Genomic DNA, 16556 nt, shown 5'->3' on the forward strand with positions numbered 1-16556 from the left:
AAAATGGTGATTTATAACACTATTTTCATAACTTAAATGGCCAAAAAACATAAATAAAAATGCAGAATATGCATCCAGTTTACCAAAAATAATAATTTAGTAAAGATTCACTGTCGATATTGGAATATTTTTTCTAGTGGTAGATTAAAAACAATCGCGATCTTAAAAGCGACCTCCAGCGACGGTGAATACCTTGCCGCTTCAATTGCGGCAATTGTTTGACGCGTCACCCCAACGACTTCAGCTAATTGCTGCTGCGTCATTTCATTATGCTGAAACCGTAATGCACGGATCGTGTTAGTAATCGCTAACTTTGCCATTCTAACCTCTATATAATAGCCAAGCTTCGGCCCCAGCGCCGATTATCTCGCTCACCAACGCTGCGATTACTAACTGGTGAACCGGACTAATTGCAAACCCAAAATGTGGGTCAATCAGCATTGCAAACACCGCGTTCACAACGCCTAATTGTAAAATAAGTAGTGCAACACTTTTTGCTTTTAAGGCAATAGCCTGTTCGCGTTCATCTTTCGCTTGATTCGCATATTTAGTATTAAATATCGCTAAGATAATGTGCATCACAATAAGCATTACAACGGTTTGTATCGTAAGTGATATCAACAAGCCACTTGCTAATAACGGATCCATCTGAGCTTCTGGCGTCATTGATAATACTGACTGCAAGTAATTAAACAACACAACCATCGTTATGCACATCTCAAGTAACCGCGATTTTTGTGTATAACTCATATCACCCCCTTATAATAATAAATTTGATGTTAAGTATACTTAACATTAATGACTATAAGAGTGGGCTCACATCATGTCAAATATTTTTAACATGATGTTATGTTTTTAATACATTAGTTTCAAAGTAACAGGGAATCATCAATGCAAAAAAACTGTGCCGCACTTTGTTTTAATGCATCAGCCGTCAGTCTATCAGCGCCATAGACGTCACACGGTACATTATAATGATGCTGTAAATGACCCAGTAATAAGGCAAAATCCCCGTCGCCGGAGAGTAAAATAACTTTGTCGAGGTTTTTACCTTGTTCTAGCATGTCGATGGTGATGCCGACGTCCCAATCGCCTTTTGCGCTGCCATCTTTACGCTGAATAAATGGTTTTAGCTTTACCTCAAAACCAATCGCACGAAGAATATTTTGAAATTGAGATTGCTTTTCGTCCCCGCGATAAATTGCATATGCAATCGCGCAGTCTATATCATAGTCATCACTGATTTTTGCCCAAAAGGCATTGTAATCAAAGTTTTTTCGGTAGCTCTCTCGACAGGTGTAATAAATATTTTGGACATCGACAAAAATCCCCACTCTCGGCTTTTTCGCCGTTGTACTATGTATTTCTTGACTCATGCGTTATCCCTTTTAAATTAATCACGCTACTGTAGCATACCCTGATTAATTTCAAGCCCTTGCATTTAGCTTTCAAGTAACCTAAATTAGTTACATTGAAGCATGTAACCAAAATTGGTTACTTTTCTTTATGTAACTTAAATCAAGGACATTTATGATTGCGGTGATCAGCGGTGATGTGATCAAATCACAACATATTCCAAAGCACGACTACGATGCGATGCTCTACCAGCTCGACCAAAGTTTGCGAGCAATTACTCAACGCCATCTAGGACAAAGTATTATTTATCGAGGCGATGCTTTTCAGGTGCAAATAAATCAACCACCCCAAGTATGCCGTGTCGCAGTGCTGCTTTACTTACATCTTAAAGCCACCGGCTATGAAATTCGCCAAAGCCTTGCCATTGGTGAAATAGATAATGCTAGAGCCGATATTAAAACAGCAACAGGCTCTGCATTTACATTATCGGGGCGCGGTCTTGACGAAATCCATAACCAACGCTTTACTCTTAGCAGTATTGATGAACTCAAAAATGATGGCTTAACCCTTAATCTAGCTTTTATTGACGTGCTCCTGAGCAAAATGACACACAAACAAGCGAATGCCTTATATGTCTATTTAACCGCAGAAAACAATCAACATAGTGAACTTGCTAAACAATTAAAAACCAGTCGTGAGAATGTGACCAAGTTACTTAATCTTGCACATTATCAGTTGATCGAGCGTTTTTTAGACTATGCAGAGCAGGCCATTGCTAATGCCGTGATAGGAGTAAAAAAATGAGTTTTATGTTGTTATTAGTTGCATTATTTATCGGTCATATTTTAGCTGATTTTTATTGGCAGCCAATGAGTTGGGTTAATAACCGTAATACACGTCACTTTCGTGCTAAAAAACTGTACTTGCATGTGCTAGTGCACGGTCTAACTACGGCAGCAATTGTCAGCTGGTGGGAGTTTAGTTTTGGCTGGCAAGAGCTCTCGCGTATCGGTATTGCCACAGCTATTGTTATCGTGACCCACTACTTAATTGATTTAGCAAAATCATATTCAAACAAAGGAGTTGTGCCATTTATCATTGATCAACTTGCTCATCTTGTCGTGATACTACTACTGACTGTGTGGTTGAGCGACAACAGTGAATTTATTACCAGCATTTGGCAATGGCTGATAACCCCCACTACATTATGGGTGCTATGTGGCTATTTACTGGTATTGAGTCCCAGTGCTGTGTTCATTCGTATGATGTTAGAGCGTCTCACTACCGGGTTTAGCTCCACAGGAAGTTTACCAGCAGCGGGGCAAAGTATTGGCATGCTTGAGCGAGTATTAATGCTTACATTTATTTTGCTAGATCAGTTGGCTGGCGTTGGCTTTTTATTAGCAGCAAAATCGGTATTTCGCTTTGGCGACTTACGTGCCAGTAAAGATAAAAAACTCACCGAATATGTTATGCTCGGTACACTTTTAAGTGTCACCGTCACCTTATTTATTGGCTTAGCAGTTAATTATCTTAAAGCATTATAGAAATAAAAAGCATAAAAAAACGCGCCAGCTTAGGCGCGTTTTTTATCAAAATATTATTACGTGTTACTCACGCCATCATTACCAGAGCGACGACGTTGACCACTGCCACCAACAGATTGACGCTTAGCCCATGGGTTTTGTGTTTGCTCACCAGCGGCTTTAGCAGCAGGTTTTTTACCTGAGCCACCACGGCGTGGGCCGGTGCCATTACCGCCGTTATTATTTGGCTTTTTGCTATCAGACTTAGGTTTAGAAAAAGGCTGACCCGCTTTTTTAGGCTTTTTAGGTTTGATAGGTCGTGCATCAAGCTCTCTTTCAGGCACTCCTTTTGTTGGCTCAAAACCAGCTTCTTTTGCACGTGGGATCAATTCACCGATAAAACGTTCAATACCGTATAAGTCATCAGCATCTTCCGGTGTTACAAATGAAATTGCGTCGCCAGATGCACCCGCACGGCCGGTACGACCAATACGATGCACATAATCTTCATACACATTAGGCAAATCATAGTTAACTACATGTGGCAGTTCAACAATGTCTAAACCACGGGCAACAATATCCGTTGCCACAAGTACGCGTACTTCGCCACTTTTAAAGCCTTCAAGTGCTTTAACACGCGCGCCTTGAGATTTATTACCATGAATTGCAGCGCCAACAATATCATCGCGCTCTAACTGCTTTACTAAACGGTTTGCACCATGTTTAGTGCGGCTAAATACCAACACTTGTTGCCAATCATTAGTACGAATTAAATGACTTAACAAGGCGGTTTTACGTGCTTTATCTACCGCATAAACGCATTGGGTAACACTTTTTGCCGTGGTATTTTTTGCAGCGACTGAAATTTCGACCGGATCATTAATAAGCCCTTTCGCAAGCGCTCTAATATCGTCTGAGAACGTCGCTGAGAACATCAAGTTTTGACGTTTAGCCGGTAACTTGCTGATGATACGTTTAATGTCATGAATAAAGCCCATATCAAGCATACGGTCAGCTTCATCAAGCACCAACACTTCGAGGTTATCGAACTTCAAGGCATTTTGGTTATGCAAATCCATTAAACGACCCGGAGTGGCAACTAAAATATCTACGCCTTTGCGTAAACGCATCATTTGCGGATTAATTTTAACACCACCGTACACAACAAAAGAACTGATATTAGAATGCTTAGCATACTCTTCAACGTTCTCGCTTACTTGTAATGCCAGCTCACGGGTTGGGGTTAAAATTAAAGCACGAACTTGGTTAACCTTGGCTTTTTGGCCTGTTGATAAGCGCTCAATTAACGGTAAAGTGAAACCCGCTGTTTTACCTGTACCAGTTTGCGCTGCAGCCATAACATCACGACCTTCAATGATCGCTGGAATGGCTTGAGCCTGAATTGGTGTTGGCGTTTCATAGCCCTTTTCTAAAACCGCATTAACTAAAGACTGTGATAAACCTAACCCATCAAAACTCATATTTTCTCTCAATAATTTTAAGGCCCAATCGGCCAATGGCGCATTATACCGATCGTACGCAATAATGCATGGTATATTCACGTTTGAAATAGCGTCAGCCAAATTTAACTAGCCACATCACACTATAACTCACTAAAAAAACACAACCTTAAAAAACAAAAAAGCGGCACTGTGGCCGCTGTTGAAAAGCTATCATCACTTGAGTGATGCTATTTAACACCTAACTCACGCAGACGCTCTTGTAAGTAACTGTCAGCAGTATAACGCGCTGATAACACCACATCTGGACGCGGGTGCAAAAATAACGGCAACGAAATACGTGACTTAGATGACGCTTTGCCAGTAGGGTTAATAACACGGTGAATAGTCGACGGAAAATAACCACCTGACGCTTCTTGCAACATGTCGCCAATGTTAATAATTAAACTGCCAAAATCGCATGGAACATCTAACCAACCACCATCTGTTTTTTGTACTTGCAAGCCTGGCTCATTTGAAGCAGGTAATACCGTTAATAAATTAATATCACCATGTGCAGCAGCACGAATAGCGCCAGGTTCTTCATCACCTGTCATCGGCGGGTAATGTAATATACGTAATAATGTTTGCTCTGAATCAGCAATCATATCTTTTAAATCGATTGAAAACTTAGCACGCACATCCGCTGGTGCTTCAGCTTGCACCCAGCTTAACAATGTCGCAGCAAACTCATTGGCTAAACGATAATATTCGCGAATATCTGCTTCTAACTGCGCTGGTACACGGCCTTTTGGATAAACATGAAAGTATTCTTTAATGTCTTTAACTGTAAAGCCTTTTGCAACTTCTGATACCGAAGGCGGAAAGTAGCCATCTTGAGTGTCTTTAGAGAATAAGAATTCATGTTTTTGTTCAGAATTAAAAAAATCCTGCCAATTTTTATAAATTGATTCAACAAGAGACTGTGGAATTGGGTGGTTTTTTAATACACCAAAGCCCGTATTTCTAAGAGACTCAACAAATTGAGCGGCCGCATCGCTCGCTTTATAATCAACGGTAGGTAATTGCATGTTCGTATCCAATGAATTAAGTTGTTAAAAGCCTTTGCTAATCATAGCAGTTGCTCCATTGTAGCGCTTCGCGAGCATAATAAAACGGGCAAAAAAACATAAGGACTTATGTCCTCTTTAGCTGGGTAAGCGTTTATTACTTGATGCAAATCAAAATGTTGCTATTGTGGATAAAACGCCAAAACAACTGTAATTATAAACGCACTTTAATGGTCTATTCTTCACTAACCTCTTTCATTAAGCAAAGGTAACCTATGCGCCAAAAAATTTCGTTCAAAAGTGGTGATTTAACACTCGCCGGTCAGCTTGAAACACCCGCCAGTGATATTAAATTTTATGCCTTGTTTGCCCATTGTTTTACCTGTGGTAAAGATATAGCCGCAGCAAGTCGAATTAGCCGAACACTCACTCAACAAGGCATTGCGGTATTACGCTTTGATTTTACTGGCCTTGGTAATAGCGACGGTGATTTTGCCAACAGTAATTTCTCATCAAATATCCAAGATTTAATTGCCGCGGCAGATCACTTACGTGAACACTTTAAAGCGCCACAATTATTAATTGGTCATAGTTTAGGGGGCGCAGCGGTACTTGCAGCTGCTGAACACATTGCTGAAGTACAAGCCATTACCACCATAGGCGCACCATCAGATGCGCAACATGTAGCGCATAACTTTGCCGCTCATCTTGATGAAATTAATAGCAAGGGCGAAGCCAAGGTAAATTTAGCAGGGCGAGAATTTACCATTAAAAAACAGTTTGTGGACGACATTGCCAATTACGACCGCAGCCATATCAGTAAATTAAAGCGAGCATTGTTAGTAATGCACTCCCCTATTGATGCCACGGTAAGCATTAACGAAGCTGAAAAAATTTACGCCGCTGCTAAACATCCAAAAAGCTTTATTAGCCTGGATAACGCCGACCACTTACTCACTAACAAAGACGATGCAGACTACGCAGCAGACGTTATAGCATCATGGGCAAAACGTTATGTGGATTTTGATAAAAACCAGTACAGTGCCAAACTTAGCAGCGGCAATGTATTAGTTGAAGAAAAAGATCATGTCTTTACTCAGCATGTAAGTACCAAAGATCATACTTGGCTTGCCGATGAACCACTAAGTATTGGCGGTAATAATCTAGGCCCAGACCCTTATCACCATTTACTGGCAGGACTTGGTGCATGCACCGCGATGACGCTGCGCATGTACGCTAGTCGTAAGAATTTACCGCTTGAACACATAAAGGTAGAACTGGACCACAGCCGTGATTATCACGCCGATTGTGATAACTGCGAGCAAACCGACAAACTCGAAGCCATCACCCGTAAAATCACCTTATTAGGCGATTTGAGTGACGCTCAGCGCCAGCGCCTATTAGAAATTGCCGACAAATGCCCTGTGCATAAAACCCTGCATAACAACCCACTGATTGTAAGTGAGTTAATGGAGTAACTAGGCGAAATAATATAGCGTCATTCGTATCGCTATATTATCTTTTCGATAGTTTTAATAACTGCTGAAAATGTTCTATCGAGTCCACTGTCTATAATTTCTTGGTCTTGCATACGCATTATATAGTTACTGACTTTTTGTTTACCTTTGTGATCAAACTTATAATCAACATACATACATTCTGTATCTGTCAAACCACTTTTGTATTCATTCGCTAGCTGGTTATTATTAATTAAATCTTTTAATTTATAATCGGTTAATTTCTCTGATTCATTTTCTATTTTCTCTAACCAACCTTCTTTAAGTGCAAGCTCCCATATCTCAGATGGAAATAATGTTTCTAAATCAGCACTGACATTGTAACCTTTACTCTTTAAGTAAATTATTACTTTTGTAGGCTTTATTAATTCACAATAAACAGCCTTTGAGCCTGAAACCCTTTCATTGAATATTTTCCTTGCTTTACTACCGGCGCAGTCAGCATCTAATAAAACTAAGCCTTTAACTTTCTCATTTTTATGCTTTTGAATGAGGTTAAAAGCAACACCTCTATCAACAGCCGCGTTTGCACAATTATTACCTTCACTAGGGACATCGATAAAAACGTTTTCTGATAAATTGAAAAATTCTAATAATCTATTAATTACTACTTTGTCACTTTGACCTTCCAAAAAAAGTCTTGGCTTAATATCATTTTCTAACTGCTTAAGCAATTCATTAGCTACAGACTCGTACTCTTCATTTCTCTTCAACCATTCATCCCTTTTCTTCTCAATTATAGGACTCAAAAGTTGAAGAAAGCCTATATTGCCGTGCAGCTCTTCTTCATCAGTAGCATCTATTTTGGTCTCCGATGTGTTATTTTCATTTATTATCTTACTAACATAATAAGTTCTCGTTTTAATATTTTCTGGTAACGTATCTGAGTTATTTAGTGAGTAAATAGCAGGTGAGTGGGTAGTTATAAATACTTGAGTATGCTTTCTAACAGCATCGATAAACTGTTTATTTAATTCGAAACATGTTGCAAACTCGACATTATTTTCCGGCTCTTCAAAACCCCAGATTAATGGTTTTATTGCTAGTCTTTTTCCACTATTTTGATGTTTCGCGCCAATAAAAGATAACATCATAGGAATATGTCTTATTTTTATTCCATCACCTCTTCGGCCCAAAGGAATATTATTAGAGTTAAACTCTAGTGCTTCAAAGATATTTCTCAAGTTTTGAGGCATTCGGATTTCATTATCACCACTAAACGTTTTATCAATCTCAGTTAAAAGCTCTGTAACATGGCTTTTTATCTCGGCTTCAAAGCTTGTGGCTGAACCTCTCAACCCTTGTTCCGTAGTAGCCGCAATTACATCATATAACTGCCCTTGAAGTTCTTTAAAAAAATCTTTATCTTTAATTGCTGGAACATACATAAAGTTTATATTACTGAGAAGATTTGGAATTTTACTTCTAGGAGGGAACTCTTGCTTTTTTGTGACTCTGCCTTTATTTAATACACAATACTGCTGAACTTCTGAAAGTCGATGAAGGCCATTCTCTCTCCAAACTTTCTTCCAATATACAGTATCTGGATAACCTTCCTTTCTGTAGCTTTGAGGTAACTTCAAAACTAACTCGACCATTATTTCCTTTGCCCTTTGCTTATATACTCTAGCGTTAATATTAAAATCAGAGCTGAATGAAAAAGGTTCTTGTGAATCAGTGTGGTTGTTAAAAAAAAGATTCAATGCTCTTAATATATTTGATTTTCCTGCATCATTTTTACCAACAAAGGTAGTAATTTCTTCTGCATAAAAACTTTGTTTATTTACTGATCTAAAATTAGTTATTGTTATTTGACGAATCATATCTGTCTTACTATTTCATTAGGTTTATAATGCTCGGACTATATTTTCAATGTACCTTAACCTCATGTAAATTGGTACTTTTATTTGTAAAACAGGTGTTACTTTATCTAATCTAAGAATAATTCAATTTCTTTTCTCATCCACTTTACTAACCAATTAGGCCCGCCGTCATACATATCATTATGGCGTGAGTTCTCTATCGAAATCTGCGTAACCGGATACTGTGCTAATTCATCTTCATTGAGTAATACCTGATTATCCGCAGGGTAATCACTGCCACGAAGCGTTAAAACTCGAATGTTTTTATTGCGAGGTAACAACATACGCCGATGATCAAGCGTAATAATTTGACTCACTTGCTTGGGATAAATCGCCGCGTAAAGCGCAGCTATGTCACCGCCATTAGAATGACCAAATAACGTTAACCGCGTAAAATCATACTCTGGGTAGCGAGAGCTCAACTCGGTCACTAAAAATTTTAGAGTGACCACACCACGATGCCAGTTTTCCATACGAGTGGCCATATAAGGTGGCGTGCGGTTGAGCGCAGGATCGCTGTCTAATTCATGGGCTACAGCAATGGTTAAATAGCCCTTAGCTGTAAATATATCAGCCGCAAACTGATAGTCAGTATGCGCAATACCATATCCGGCATTAATAAATACCACAGGGCATTTTGTTTGTTGGCTACAATGCTCGTTATATGCTGGTAATGAAATACTGATCGGGATCGCGCGGTCACGCGCTTTATCAACAATCATTTCGCTGTTTGTTGCGGAACTGGAGACGGCACTGACTATGAGAAAAAAGAAGCTCACAAGGTACTTAAAAGGTAGTGGCATTAATTTGCTCGACTTATTTTATTTAAATTATAAAGTACTTTAAGCTTTTGAATATTAATTGCAATAAAACGAGGTACCTAAAACAGCAGAAGAGTTTTAAAGAAAAAAATAATTATTATAAATTTATGCGATAATAGTCGTATTGTCCTAACGTCTATTTAGAAAAGAACCTATCCATGAAATCATACAACAGCATCGAAGAACGTATCGATATTTTACAAAGCAGAATTGAAGCGTATCAAGATGAAATCGAAACGCTAGAAACAGAGCCAAAAAATAATAACGAGCGTATTATTTTTAAATTCATCGAAACAGGCAGCACTGGCAAGACTAAAGATTTTGTGCGTGAATTAGGCATTAAATCACCACGCGATAGTTTGTATTCATCAGGTGATGTATCAAAACTCATCAAAGATGGCGCCAGTGATATTTCCCCTGCATTACTTGAAATTGCCCGCGCACTTGCCAGCGCACGAAATAAAAATGGTCCTGCCTGCTAATTAAGCATTAGATTAGCCGTGTCATAACGGCTAATCCACCAGCTCGATATCTAGTCCGCTGAGTAAGTTTAACGCTGCAAAGCGCTCAAACTTAGCCCGGCTAACATTATTATTTTTAATATCAATATTAAAATGCATCGCCCCGACAAAGTTTACTTTACTCAAGTTTGTTTGCAGAAATAGACTATCTCTAAAGTCAGTGTTACTAAAATCACTGGTAGCTAAATTAGCCTGTCTAAAATCAACATCTTTGGCAAAACAGTCAATCATGATCAAGCCTTTTAACTGTAACTCATAAAACGAGCTATGACTAAGTTGGCAATTTTTAAAACTCACCGATGACGTAAGTGCCAATTGTGGCCAATTTACCTGCGCCCATTGAATACTGTTGAGCTTACAATCAACAAAGCAGACTTCTTCTAACGAACTATAGCCCCAATTTAAATCGCTTAAATTACAGTTAATAAATTCGCACTCAATAAAACGACAATTACTAAATTGACTATGACTAAAATCACATTCAATAAACTGGCACTGTTCAAACTCAATGTCACTAAAGCGCTGCGTATTAGCCATGCAGTTTGAAAAATGCTGGTCGTAGTAGTCTGTTTGTGAAAATTGATAACTCACAGCCATAAAATCCTCTAATAAAATTATCTACACATCTAAATGAAAAAACCCCTAGGTATGAGCCTAAGGGTTTTCAACAAATCACTTATCGGATTGCTTATTCTGCTGATTTTTCAGCTTTTTCAACAACACTAATAGCAAGCTCTGTAAGCGAATCTGCATTTGCTTTACTTGGTGCGTTAGTTAACAAACACGACGCTTGGGTTGTTTTAGGGAAAGCAATCACGTCACGAATGTTATCAGTACCACACAGTAGCATTGCTAAACGGTCTAAACCGAACGCTAAACCAGCATGTGGTGGCGTACCGTATTTTAACGCTTCAAGTAAGAAACCAAACTTGTCTTGCTGCTCTTGTGCATCAATACCTAGGATTCTAAACGCTGCTTCTTGCATATCTGTATTATGAATACGTACCGAACCACCACCTACTTCGTAGCCATTTAGTACCATATCGTATGCATCTGAAATAGCCGCTGCTGGGTTTGCTTCAAGTTCGCTTGCATTTACATCTTTTGGTGCTGTAAATGGGTGATGAACAGCATGCAATGTACCTTCGTCGTCTTCTTCAAACATTGGGAAGTCAACAACCCAAAGCGGAGCCCAGCTATTTAGATTAGTGATCTCTAAATCAAGGCCAATCTTAATACGTAGCGCGCCCATAGCTTCGTTTACTGTGTTGCGTTTATCAGCACCGAATAAAATGATGTCGCCAGTTTGTGCGTTAGTGCGTGCAAGAAGTTCGTTGATCACCTCTTCATTTAAGAACTTAGCGATTGGCGATTGCACGCCTTCAGCGCCTGCACCGCGGTCGTTTACTTTCATCCACGCAAGCCCTTTCGCGCCGTAAATGCCGATGAATTTAGTGTAGTCATCTAGTTGCTTACGCGAAAGTGATGCACCGCCTGGTACTGTTAATACCGCAACACGGCCTTTTTCATCATTGGCAGGACCAGAAAAAACTTTAAACTCGACGTCTTTTACTAAATCGGCAACGTCAATTAATGTCATTGGGTTACGTAAATCAGGCTTATCAGAACCATACAAGCTCATTGCCTCAGCGTAAGGCATGATTGGGAACTCGCCTAAATCCACGTCTAGCAATTGCTGCCACATTTCGCGGATCATTTTTTCTGTGATACCACGTACCTGAGCAGAGCTCATGAACGAGGTCTCTATATCGATTTGAGTAAACTCAGGCTGACGGTCAGCACGTAAATCTTCATCACGGAAACATTTAACAATTTGGTAGTAACGGTCAAAACCCGACATCATCAACAATTGCTTGAACAACTGCGGAGACTGCGGTAATGCGTAAAAACTGCCTTTGTGAACACGGCTCGGTACTAAATAATCGCGCGCTCCTTCTGGGGTAGCTTTTGTAAGTACTGGCGTTTCGATATCTAAGAAATTATTTTCATCTAAGAAACGACGCACAAAGCTGCTAGCTTTAGCGCGTAGTTTAATACGGTCACTCATTTCTAAACGACGAAGGTCTAAGTAACGGTATTTTAAGCGACGCTCTTCAGAGTTTACCTGATTAAAATCAAGTGGTAATGGCTCTGAACGGTTGATGATAGTAAGGCCTGTGCCTAAAATTTCAACTTCACCAGTTGCCATATCTTTGTTGATTTGGCTGTCAGGACGTGCGCGAACTACACCTTTTAATTGTACGCAAAATTCTTGACGTAATGTATTCGCGGTATCCATTAAGCCTTCAACTTCAGGATCGAATACAACTTGTACTAAACCTTCTCTATCGCGTAAATCGACAAAGATAAGTCCACCAAGGTCACGTCGTTTGTTGATCCAACCACATAGTTCAACTTCTTGATCTACGTGAGTTTTATTTAGCTGTCCGCAGTATATAGAGCGCATAGTTTTCCTGTCAGTGTAAAGACGAATAGCCGCTTCCCCTAAGAATTGCTGTTTTTGAGGGAGAATAGCCACTATTTATAAATCATTTTAGGGGGAGCATTATACCCAAGTTACTTGAAAATGCGAGCTCGGCAGCAGCTACTATGCTTTCAATTTATAGATTTGATATACTAACCAAAACACACAATCAGTTAACCGTTTTATGTTGTATTTAGGGTGTCCGCAGTGGTCAAGTACCGCATGGAAAGGCAATTTATTATCAAGTCACTGCAAAAATGCCGATATGTTGCACGAATACGCACAGGTGTTTAATTCAGTCGAAGGCAATACCAGCTTTTATGCCGATCCTAGTGTTGAATCATTAAATCGCTGGCGTGATGCTGTCGGCAATGACTTTAAATTTACTTTTAAATTCCATCGACGCTTTAGTCATGAATTACAGCTTACTCATATCGATGACGAACTCACTGCATGGTTTAATTTATTCGAGCCAATATTGTCTCATGTTGGGCAGATCATGTTGCAGCTACCAAGTAGTTTTAGCCCCAAACAACTGCCGTTATTAGCACAGTTTATTGCCAAGCTCCCGACAGGTTTAAACTACGGCGTTGAAGTTCGCCACCCCGAATTTTTTAAGAAAGGCGCAGCCGAAATTGCCTTTAATCAGCTATTAATAGCAAACAATGTCAACCGTATCTCAATGGACACCCGTGCATTATTTGCAGTTAAGCCGAACACTGAAGCACTCATCGATGCCCAACAAAAAAAGCCCCATTTACCCGTGCATGCCATTGCAACAGGCAATCAACCTATGGCCCGCTTTGTGATTGCCGATTTAGATCATGACTATAAAAGCTATTACCAACCGTGGCTTAAAAAAGTAAAACAATGGCTTGATGAGGGTAAGCACCCGTATGTATTTTTTCATACTGCAGATAACCGCCAAGCACCATTATTAGCACGCGAGTTTTGCCAAGATTTAGGTTACCAGCACCCCGTGCTAAACCCTTTCACTGGTGAAAAAGAAGCCAGTCAAGCCAGCCTTTTTTGACTCGCTTTGAAAATTAATTAACTACAAAGAAGTATTGAATGAGTGATTTTAAACGCTATTTTAGCGGCTATCCAGAGCAAATTGTAACGCAAGTAATGCAGCTTATTGAAAATGATAAACACGGCGCGTATTTAACTAAAAAATACCCCAGCTCCCATAATATTACCAGTGACAAGTCGTTATACGCATACGCCACTGAGCTTAAAAAGCGCTATTTAAAAAATGCGCCACCGTTTGGCCGCGCCGCGTTTAAAAAACAAGGCGATATGGTCACTAATGCGCTAGGTACTCATACGTATCGTATGCAAGGTAAAACCCGCAAGCACGATTTAGCCATCAACAGTGATTTACTGCGTGCACCAGAGGAATTACTCAAAGCTTTAGTAGTACACGAGCTCGCCCACTTTAAGGAAAAAGACCACAACAAAAGCTTTTACGCCCTGTGCTGCCACATGGAGCCAAACTACCATCAACTCGAATTAGATTTACGGGTTTTTTGTGTGCTAGTAGCTGAAGGTAAAAACCCATACACATAAAAATAACTGAATCACAAAGTACATAGCCGTACAGTTAACATATAAATACTATGCAAGATGAGTACGGGAGATTTCTTCATTGACCCAATGTAGTAATTGCTTTATCGCTTTTGAAAGTACCTGATTTTGCCTCACTATATAACCTAAACTGGTAGTTGGAAATTGCGGTAATGCGGTCACTGTGGTGGTTAGATTTGCTTTACTGCGCAGGGAAAACTCTGGCACGATGGCAACGCCGAACCCCGCTTCAGCCCAATCAATTTGCGCATCGACACTGCCCACTTCCATCACCCGGTAATTTGGTAAGTTTAAAGATGGCAAGGCACTATCGAGCAAGTCTCGGGTTCGCGTATCATGGCCGAGTAAGATTAATGTTGGCGGCTCAGTCAGTGTAACATTGTTATCGTTTTTGGCTTGCTGCCATAACTTTAAATGATTACCTAATGCGCACCATTTTATCTGCTGTAATTGCGTAAAATGCAGCGGCTCACTTTCTTTTTGGGCAATCACAAACCCTAAATCAGCTTCAGCACTTTTAACCAATGCTGACGCTTGAGAAGACGTTGTATTGAGCAAAGTAAAGTCAATGCCAGGAAACTGGCGCTTAAAAAGCTGAAAAGGCTCAATCAACAATAAACGAGAAATTATATCACTGGCGGCAATTGTCAGTGTGCCTTGGCTGAGATCATTAATCGCATTTAAGTCAGATTGGCAAACCTGTAATTCCCATAAGGTTTTTTGTCCAGACTCTAATAGCCGTAAACCTGCTTGGGTCAAACTAAAGGGATTACGTTCTATCAGTTTAACCCGTGTCGTTTTTTCTAACTGCTTAATATGCAAGCTAACATTTGGCTGTGTCATATGCAGCGCATTGGCTGTTTTACCAAAGTGCTTTAACTCAGCCAATGTGACAAAAGTTTTTAACCAGTGAATATCTAGCATCTTTATGACCTTAATGGTGTGAAATCGATATGAAATTCTTATCAAGATAATAATTATAATTAATTTCTCTTATTTTAATAGAGCGCATACCATATTCGTTCAATCAATTTGGAGATTAAATTATGCCGTCAATTGTTGTTGTAGGTGCAAACTGGGGTGATGAAGGCAAAGGCCGTATCGTCGATTTTCTAGCTGAGAACGCATCTGCGAGCATTCGCTTTCAAGGTGGTAACAACGCCGGACATACCGTTGTGAATGACTTTGGTACGTTTAAACTACACCAATTACCAAGCGGTATTTTTAATCCTGATTGTATTGCAGTACTAGGCCCAGGCATGGTGATAAGCCCTGCGGCATTAAGCGAAGAAATAGCCGAAGTTAACGCCGCCGGTGTTGATGTAAAATTATGTATTTCTGATCGTGCAACGTTATGCTTACCATTACACGCCCTTGAAGATACCCTCGAAGAAGTGCGCTTAGGCGATGCCGCTTACGGCTCTACTCGTCAAGGAATTGCACCTGCATACGGCGACCGAGTAATGAAAAAAGGCATTTTAGTTGGCTGGTTAAATCAGCCAGACGTTTTATTAGAGCGTATTCAATTTATGCTGGATTGGAAAATGCCACAGCTAAAAGCCCTTTACCCAAGCTGTGATTTTTCACAAACAGCTGAACAAATGACTGAGTGGTTATTAGCTGTCAGCGCTCCTTGGCGCGAATTTATTTGTAATGTAACAGAGCCTTTAAAAGCACTGCAAAAGCAAGATGCTAACTTGTTGTTTGAAGCGCAGCTAGGCGCAGGCCGCGATTTAGTTTACGGCGAATACCCGTATACTACATCATCAAACGTTACTGCTGCCTATGCAGGAATTGGCAGCGGACTGCCAGCTTTGCGCCCTGAGCGTGTTATCGCTGTGGCTAAATCATTTAGCTCATCTGTTGGTACAGGTACACTCGTTACCGCCATGGCAGAGCAAGACAATTTTCGTGAAAGCGCGAACGAATATGGCGCAGTGACTGGCCGCCCACGTGATATGGGTTATTTTGATGCAGTTGCCACCCGTAACGGTGTTGAATTACAAGCAGCTACTGAAATCGCTTTAACCAAAATTGATTGCCTATCTGGCATGAAAGATTTAAAAATCTGCGTTGGTTATGCAGGCGATCACAGCGAAAACCCTATTTGGCCACAAACAGCGGCTTTAACGCCAATCTATGAAAGCATGCCAGCGTGGGATGAAGATATTACCGATTGTCGTACCTTCGACAGTCTGCCTGCTGCAGCGCAGCATTACGTAGAACGCATCGAAGTACTGATGGGAGTACCTGTAAGTATGGTGTCTGTGGGCCCTGAACGTGAGCAAATGATTATCCGCTAGATTTATAGCATAGCGTTTTTTATCATTCAATTGAGCACAATAATATTGGGTTTCATTACGAAACCCAAT

Annotated in this window: 17 protein-coding genes; 7 read left to right on the forward strand and 10 right to left on the reverse strand. The window is 40.1% G+C overall.

Annotation, left to right across the window (positions count from 1 at the left end; translation table 11 throughout):
• Nucleotides 1-107: 107 nt before the first annotated feature.
• The 3 genes from H5180_RS19345 to H5180_RS19355 all read right to left on the reverse strand — a co-directional run bounded on the left by H5180_RS19345 (nt 108) and on the right by H5180_RS19355 (nt 1376).
• On the reverse strand, nt 108-320 hold the full coding sequence (locus tag H5180_RS19345; protein WP_149982957.1) for a helix-turn-helix transcriptional regulator: 213 nt from the start codon (nt 318-320) through the stop codon (nt 108-110).
• A 1-nt stretch (nt 321) separates the two neighbouring features.
• Nucleotides 322-750, reverse strand: coding sequence for a hypothetical protein (locus H5180_RS19350; RefSeq protein WP_182732233.1), 429 nt, complete (start codon nt 748-750; stop codon nt 322-324).
• 119 nt (nt 751-869) lie between these two features.
• On the reverse strand, nt 870-1376 hold the full coding sequence (locus H5180_RS19355; RefSeq protein ID WP_179959226.1) for an NYN domain-containing protein: 507 nt from the start codon (nt 1374-1376) through the stop codon (nt 870-872).
• A 154-nt stretch (nt 1377-1530) separates the two neighbouring features.
• On the opposite strand from H5180_RS19355, the gene H5180_RS19360 reads away from it, so the two are divergent.
• Nucleotides 1531-2160, forward strand: a complete 630-nt coding sequence (locus H5180_RS19360; protein ID WP_145242329.1) for a hypothetical protein — start codon at nt 1531-1533, stop codon at nt 2158-2160.
• Nucleotides 2157-2903 carry a DUF3307 domain-containing protein gene (locus tag H5180_RS19365; protein WP_149982955.1) on the forward strand — a complete coding sequence of 249 codons (747 nt, stop codon included), beginning with the start codon at nt 2157-2159 and terminating at the stop codon, nt 2901-2903. Before H5180_RS19360 ends, H5180_RS19365 begins: the two co-directional genes overlap by 4 nt.
• A 56-nt stretch (nt 2904-2959) precedes the next feature.
• On the opposite strand, the gene H5180_RS19370 is transcribed toward H5180_RS19365, so the two are convergent.
• Complete coding sequence (locus H5180_RS19370) at nt 2960-4363, reverse strand: DEAD/DEAH box helicase (protein WP_182732235.1); 1404 nt, start codon at nt 4361-4363, stop codon at nt 2960-2962.
• A 209-nt stretch (nt 4364-4572) separates the two neighbouring features.
• A complete protein-coding gene (locus tag H5180_RS19375; protein ID WP_145242335.1) occupies nt 4573-5412 on the reverse strand; it encodes an isopenicillin N synthase family oxygenase in 840 nt (279 codons plus the stop codon).
• A 254-nt stretch (nt 5413-5666) separates the two neighbouring features.
• Between H5180_RS19375 and H5180_RS19380 the strand changes: the two genes are divergently transcribed.
• Nucleotides 5667-6869, forward strand: coding sequence for a bifunctional alpha/beta hydrolase/OsmC family protein (locus H5180_RS19380; RefSeq protein WP_182758880.1), 1203 nt, complete (start codon nt 5667-5669; stop codon nt 6867-6869).
• 32 nt (nt 6870-6901) lie between these two features.
• Here the strand turns inward: H5180_RS19380 and H5180_RS19385 are convergent, their stop codons facing one another.
• Nucleotides 6902-8731, reverse strand: a complete 1830-nt coding sequence (locus H5180_RS19385; RefSeq protein WP_182758881.1) for an ATP-dependent endonuclease — start codon at nt 8729-8731, stop codon at nt 6902-6904.
• Between the two features lie 107 nt (nt 8732-8838).
• Nucleotides 8839-9573: an alpha/beta hydrolase gene (locus H5180_RS19390; RefSeq protein WP_182758882.1), complete on the reverse strand. Its 735-nt coding sequence runs from the start codon at nt 9571-9573 to the stop codon at nt 8839-8841.
• Nucleotides 9574-9749: 176 nt separating this feature from the next.
• On the opposite strand from H5180_RS19390, the gene H5180_RS19395 reads away from it, so the two are divergent.
• A complete protein-coding gene (locus H5180_RS19395) occupies nt 9750-10073 on the forward strand; it encodes a hypothetical protein (protein WP_182732238.1) in 324 nt (107 codons plus the stop codon).
• Nucleotides 10074-10103: 30 nt separating this feature from the next.
• Here H5180_RS19395 and H5180_RS19400 read toward each other — a convergent pair whose 3' ends face one another.
• Nucleotides 10104-10709, reverse strand: coding sequence for a pentapeptide repeat-containing protein (locus H5180_RS19400; RefSeq protein WP_145242344.1), 606 nt, complete (start codon nt 10707-10709; stop codon nt 10104-10106).
• Between the two features lie 91 nt (nt 10710-10800).
• Nucleotides 10801-12579: an aspartate--tRNA ligase gene (gene aspS / locus H5180_RS19405; RefSeq protein ID WP_145242380.1), complete on the reverse strand. Its 1779-nt coding sequence runs from the start codon at nt 12577-12579 to the stop codon at nt 10801-10803.
• Between the two features lie 202 nt (nt 12580-12781).
• On the opposite strand from aspS, the gene H5180_RS19410 reads away from it, so the two are divergent.
• Together H5180_RS19410 and H5180_RS19415 are read left to right on the forward strand one after the other, a co-directional pair.
• Nucleotides 12782-13630: a DUF72 domain-containing protein gene (locus H5180_RS19410; RefSeq protein WP_149982947.1), complete on the forward strand. Its 849-nt coding sequence runs from the start codon at nt 12782-12784 to the stop codon at nt 13628-13630.
• 38 nt (nt 13631-13668) lie between these two features.
• Nucleotides 13669-14166 (forward strand): M48 family metallopeptidase, encoded by a 498-nt coding sequence (locus H5180_RS19415; RefSeq protein ID WP_182758883.1) that lies wholly within the window; start codon nt 13669-13671, stop codon nt 14164-14166.
• Nucleotides 14167-14214: 48 nt separating this feature from the next.
• Here H5180_RS19415 and H5180_RS19420 read toward each other — a convergent pair whose 3' ends face one another.
• Nucleotides 14215-15108 (reverse strand): LysR family transcriptional regulator, encoded by an 894-nt coding sequence (locus tag H5180_RS19420; protein WP_145242350.1) that lies wholly within the window; start codon nt 15106-15108, stop codon nt 14215-14217.
• Between the two features lie 122 nt (nt 15109-15230).
• Between H5180_RS19420 and H5180_RS19425 the strand changes: the two genes are divergently transcribed.
• A complete protein-coding gene (locus H5180_RS19425; RefSeq protein WP_182758884.1) occupies nt 15231-16487 on the forward strand; it encodes an adenylosuccinate synthase in 1257 nt (418 codons plus the stop codon).
• Nucleotides 16488-16556 lie beyond the last annotated feature (69 nt).

The organism is Pseudoalteromonas sp. SR41-4, assembly GCF_014163985.1.
Taxonomy (GTDB): domain Bacteria; phylum Pseudomonadota; class Gammaproteobacteria; order Enterobacterales; family Alteromonadaceae; genus Pseudoalteromonas; species Pseudoalteromonas rhizosphaerae.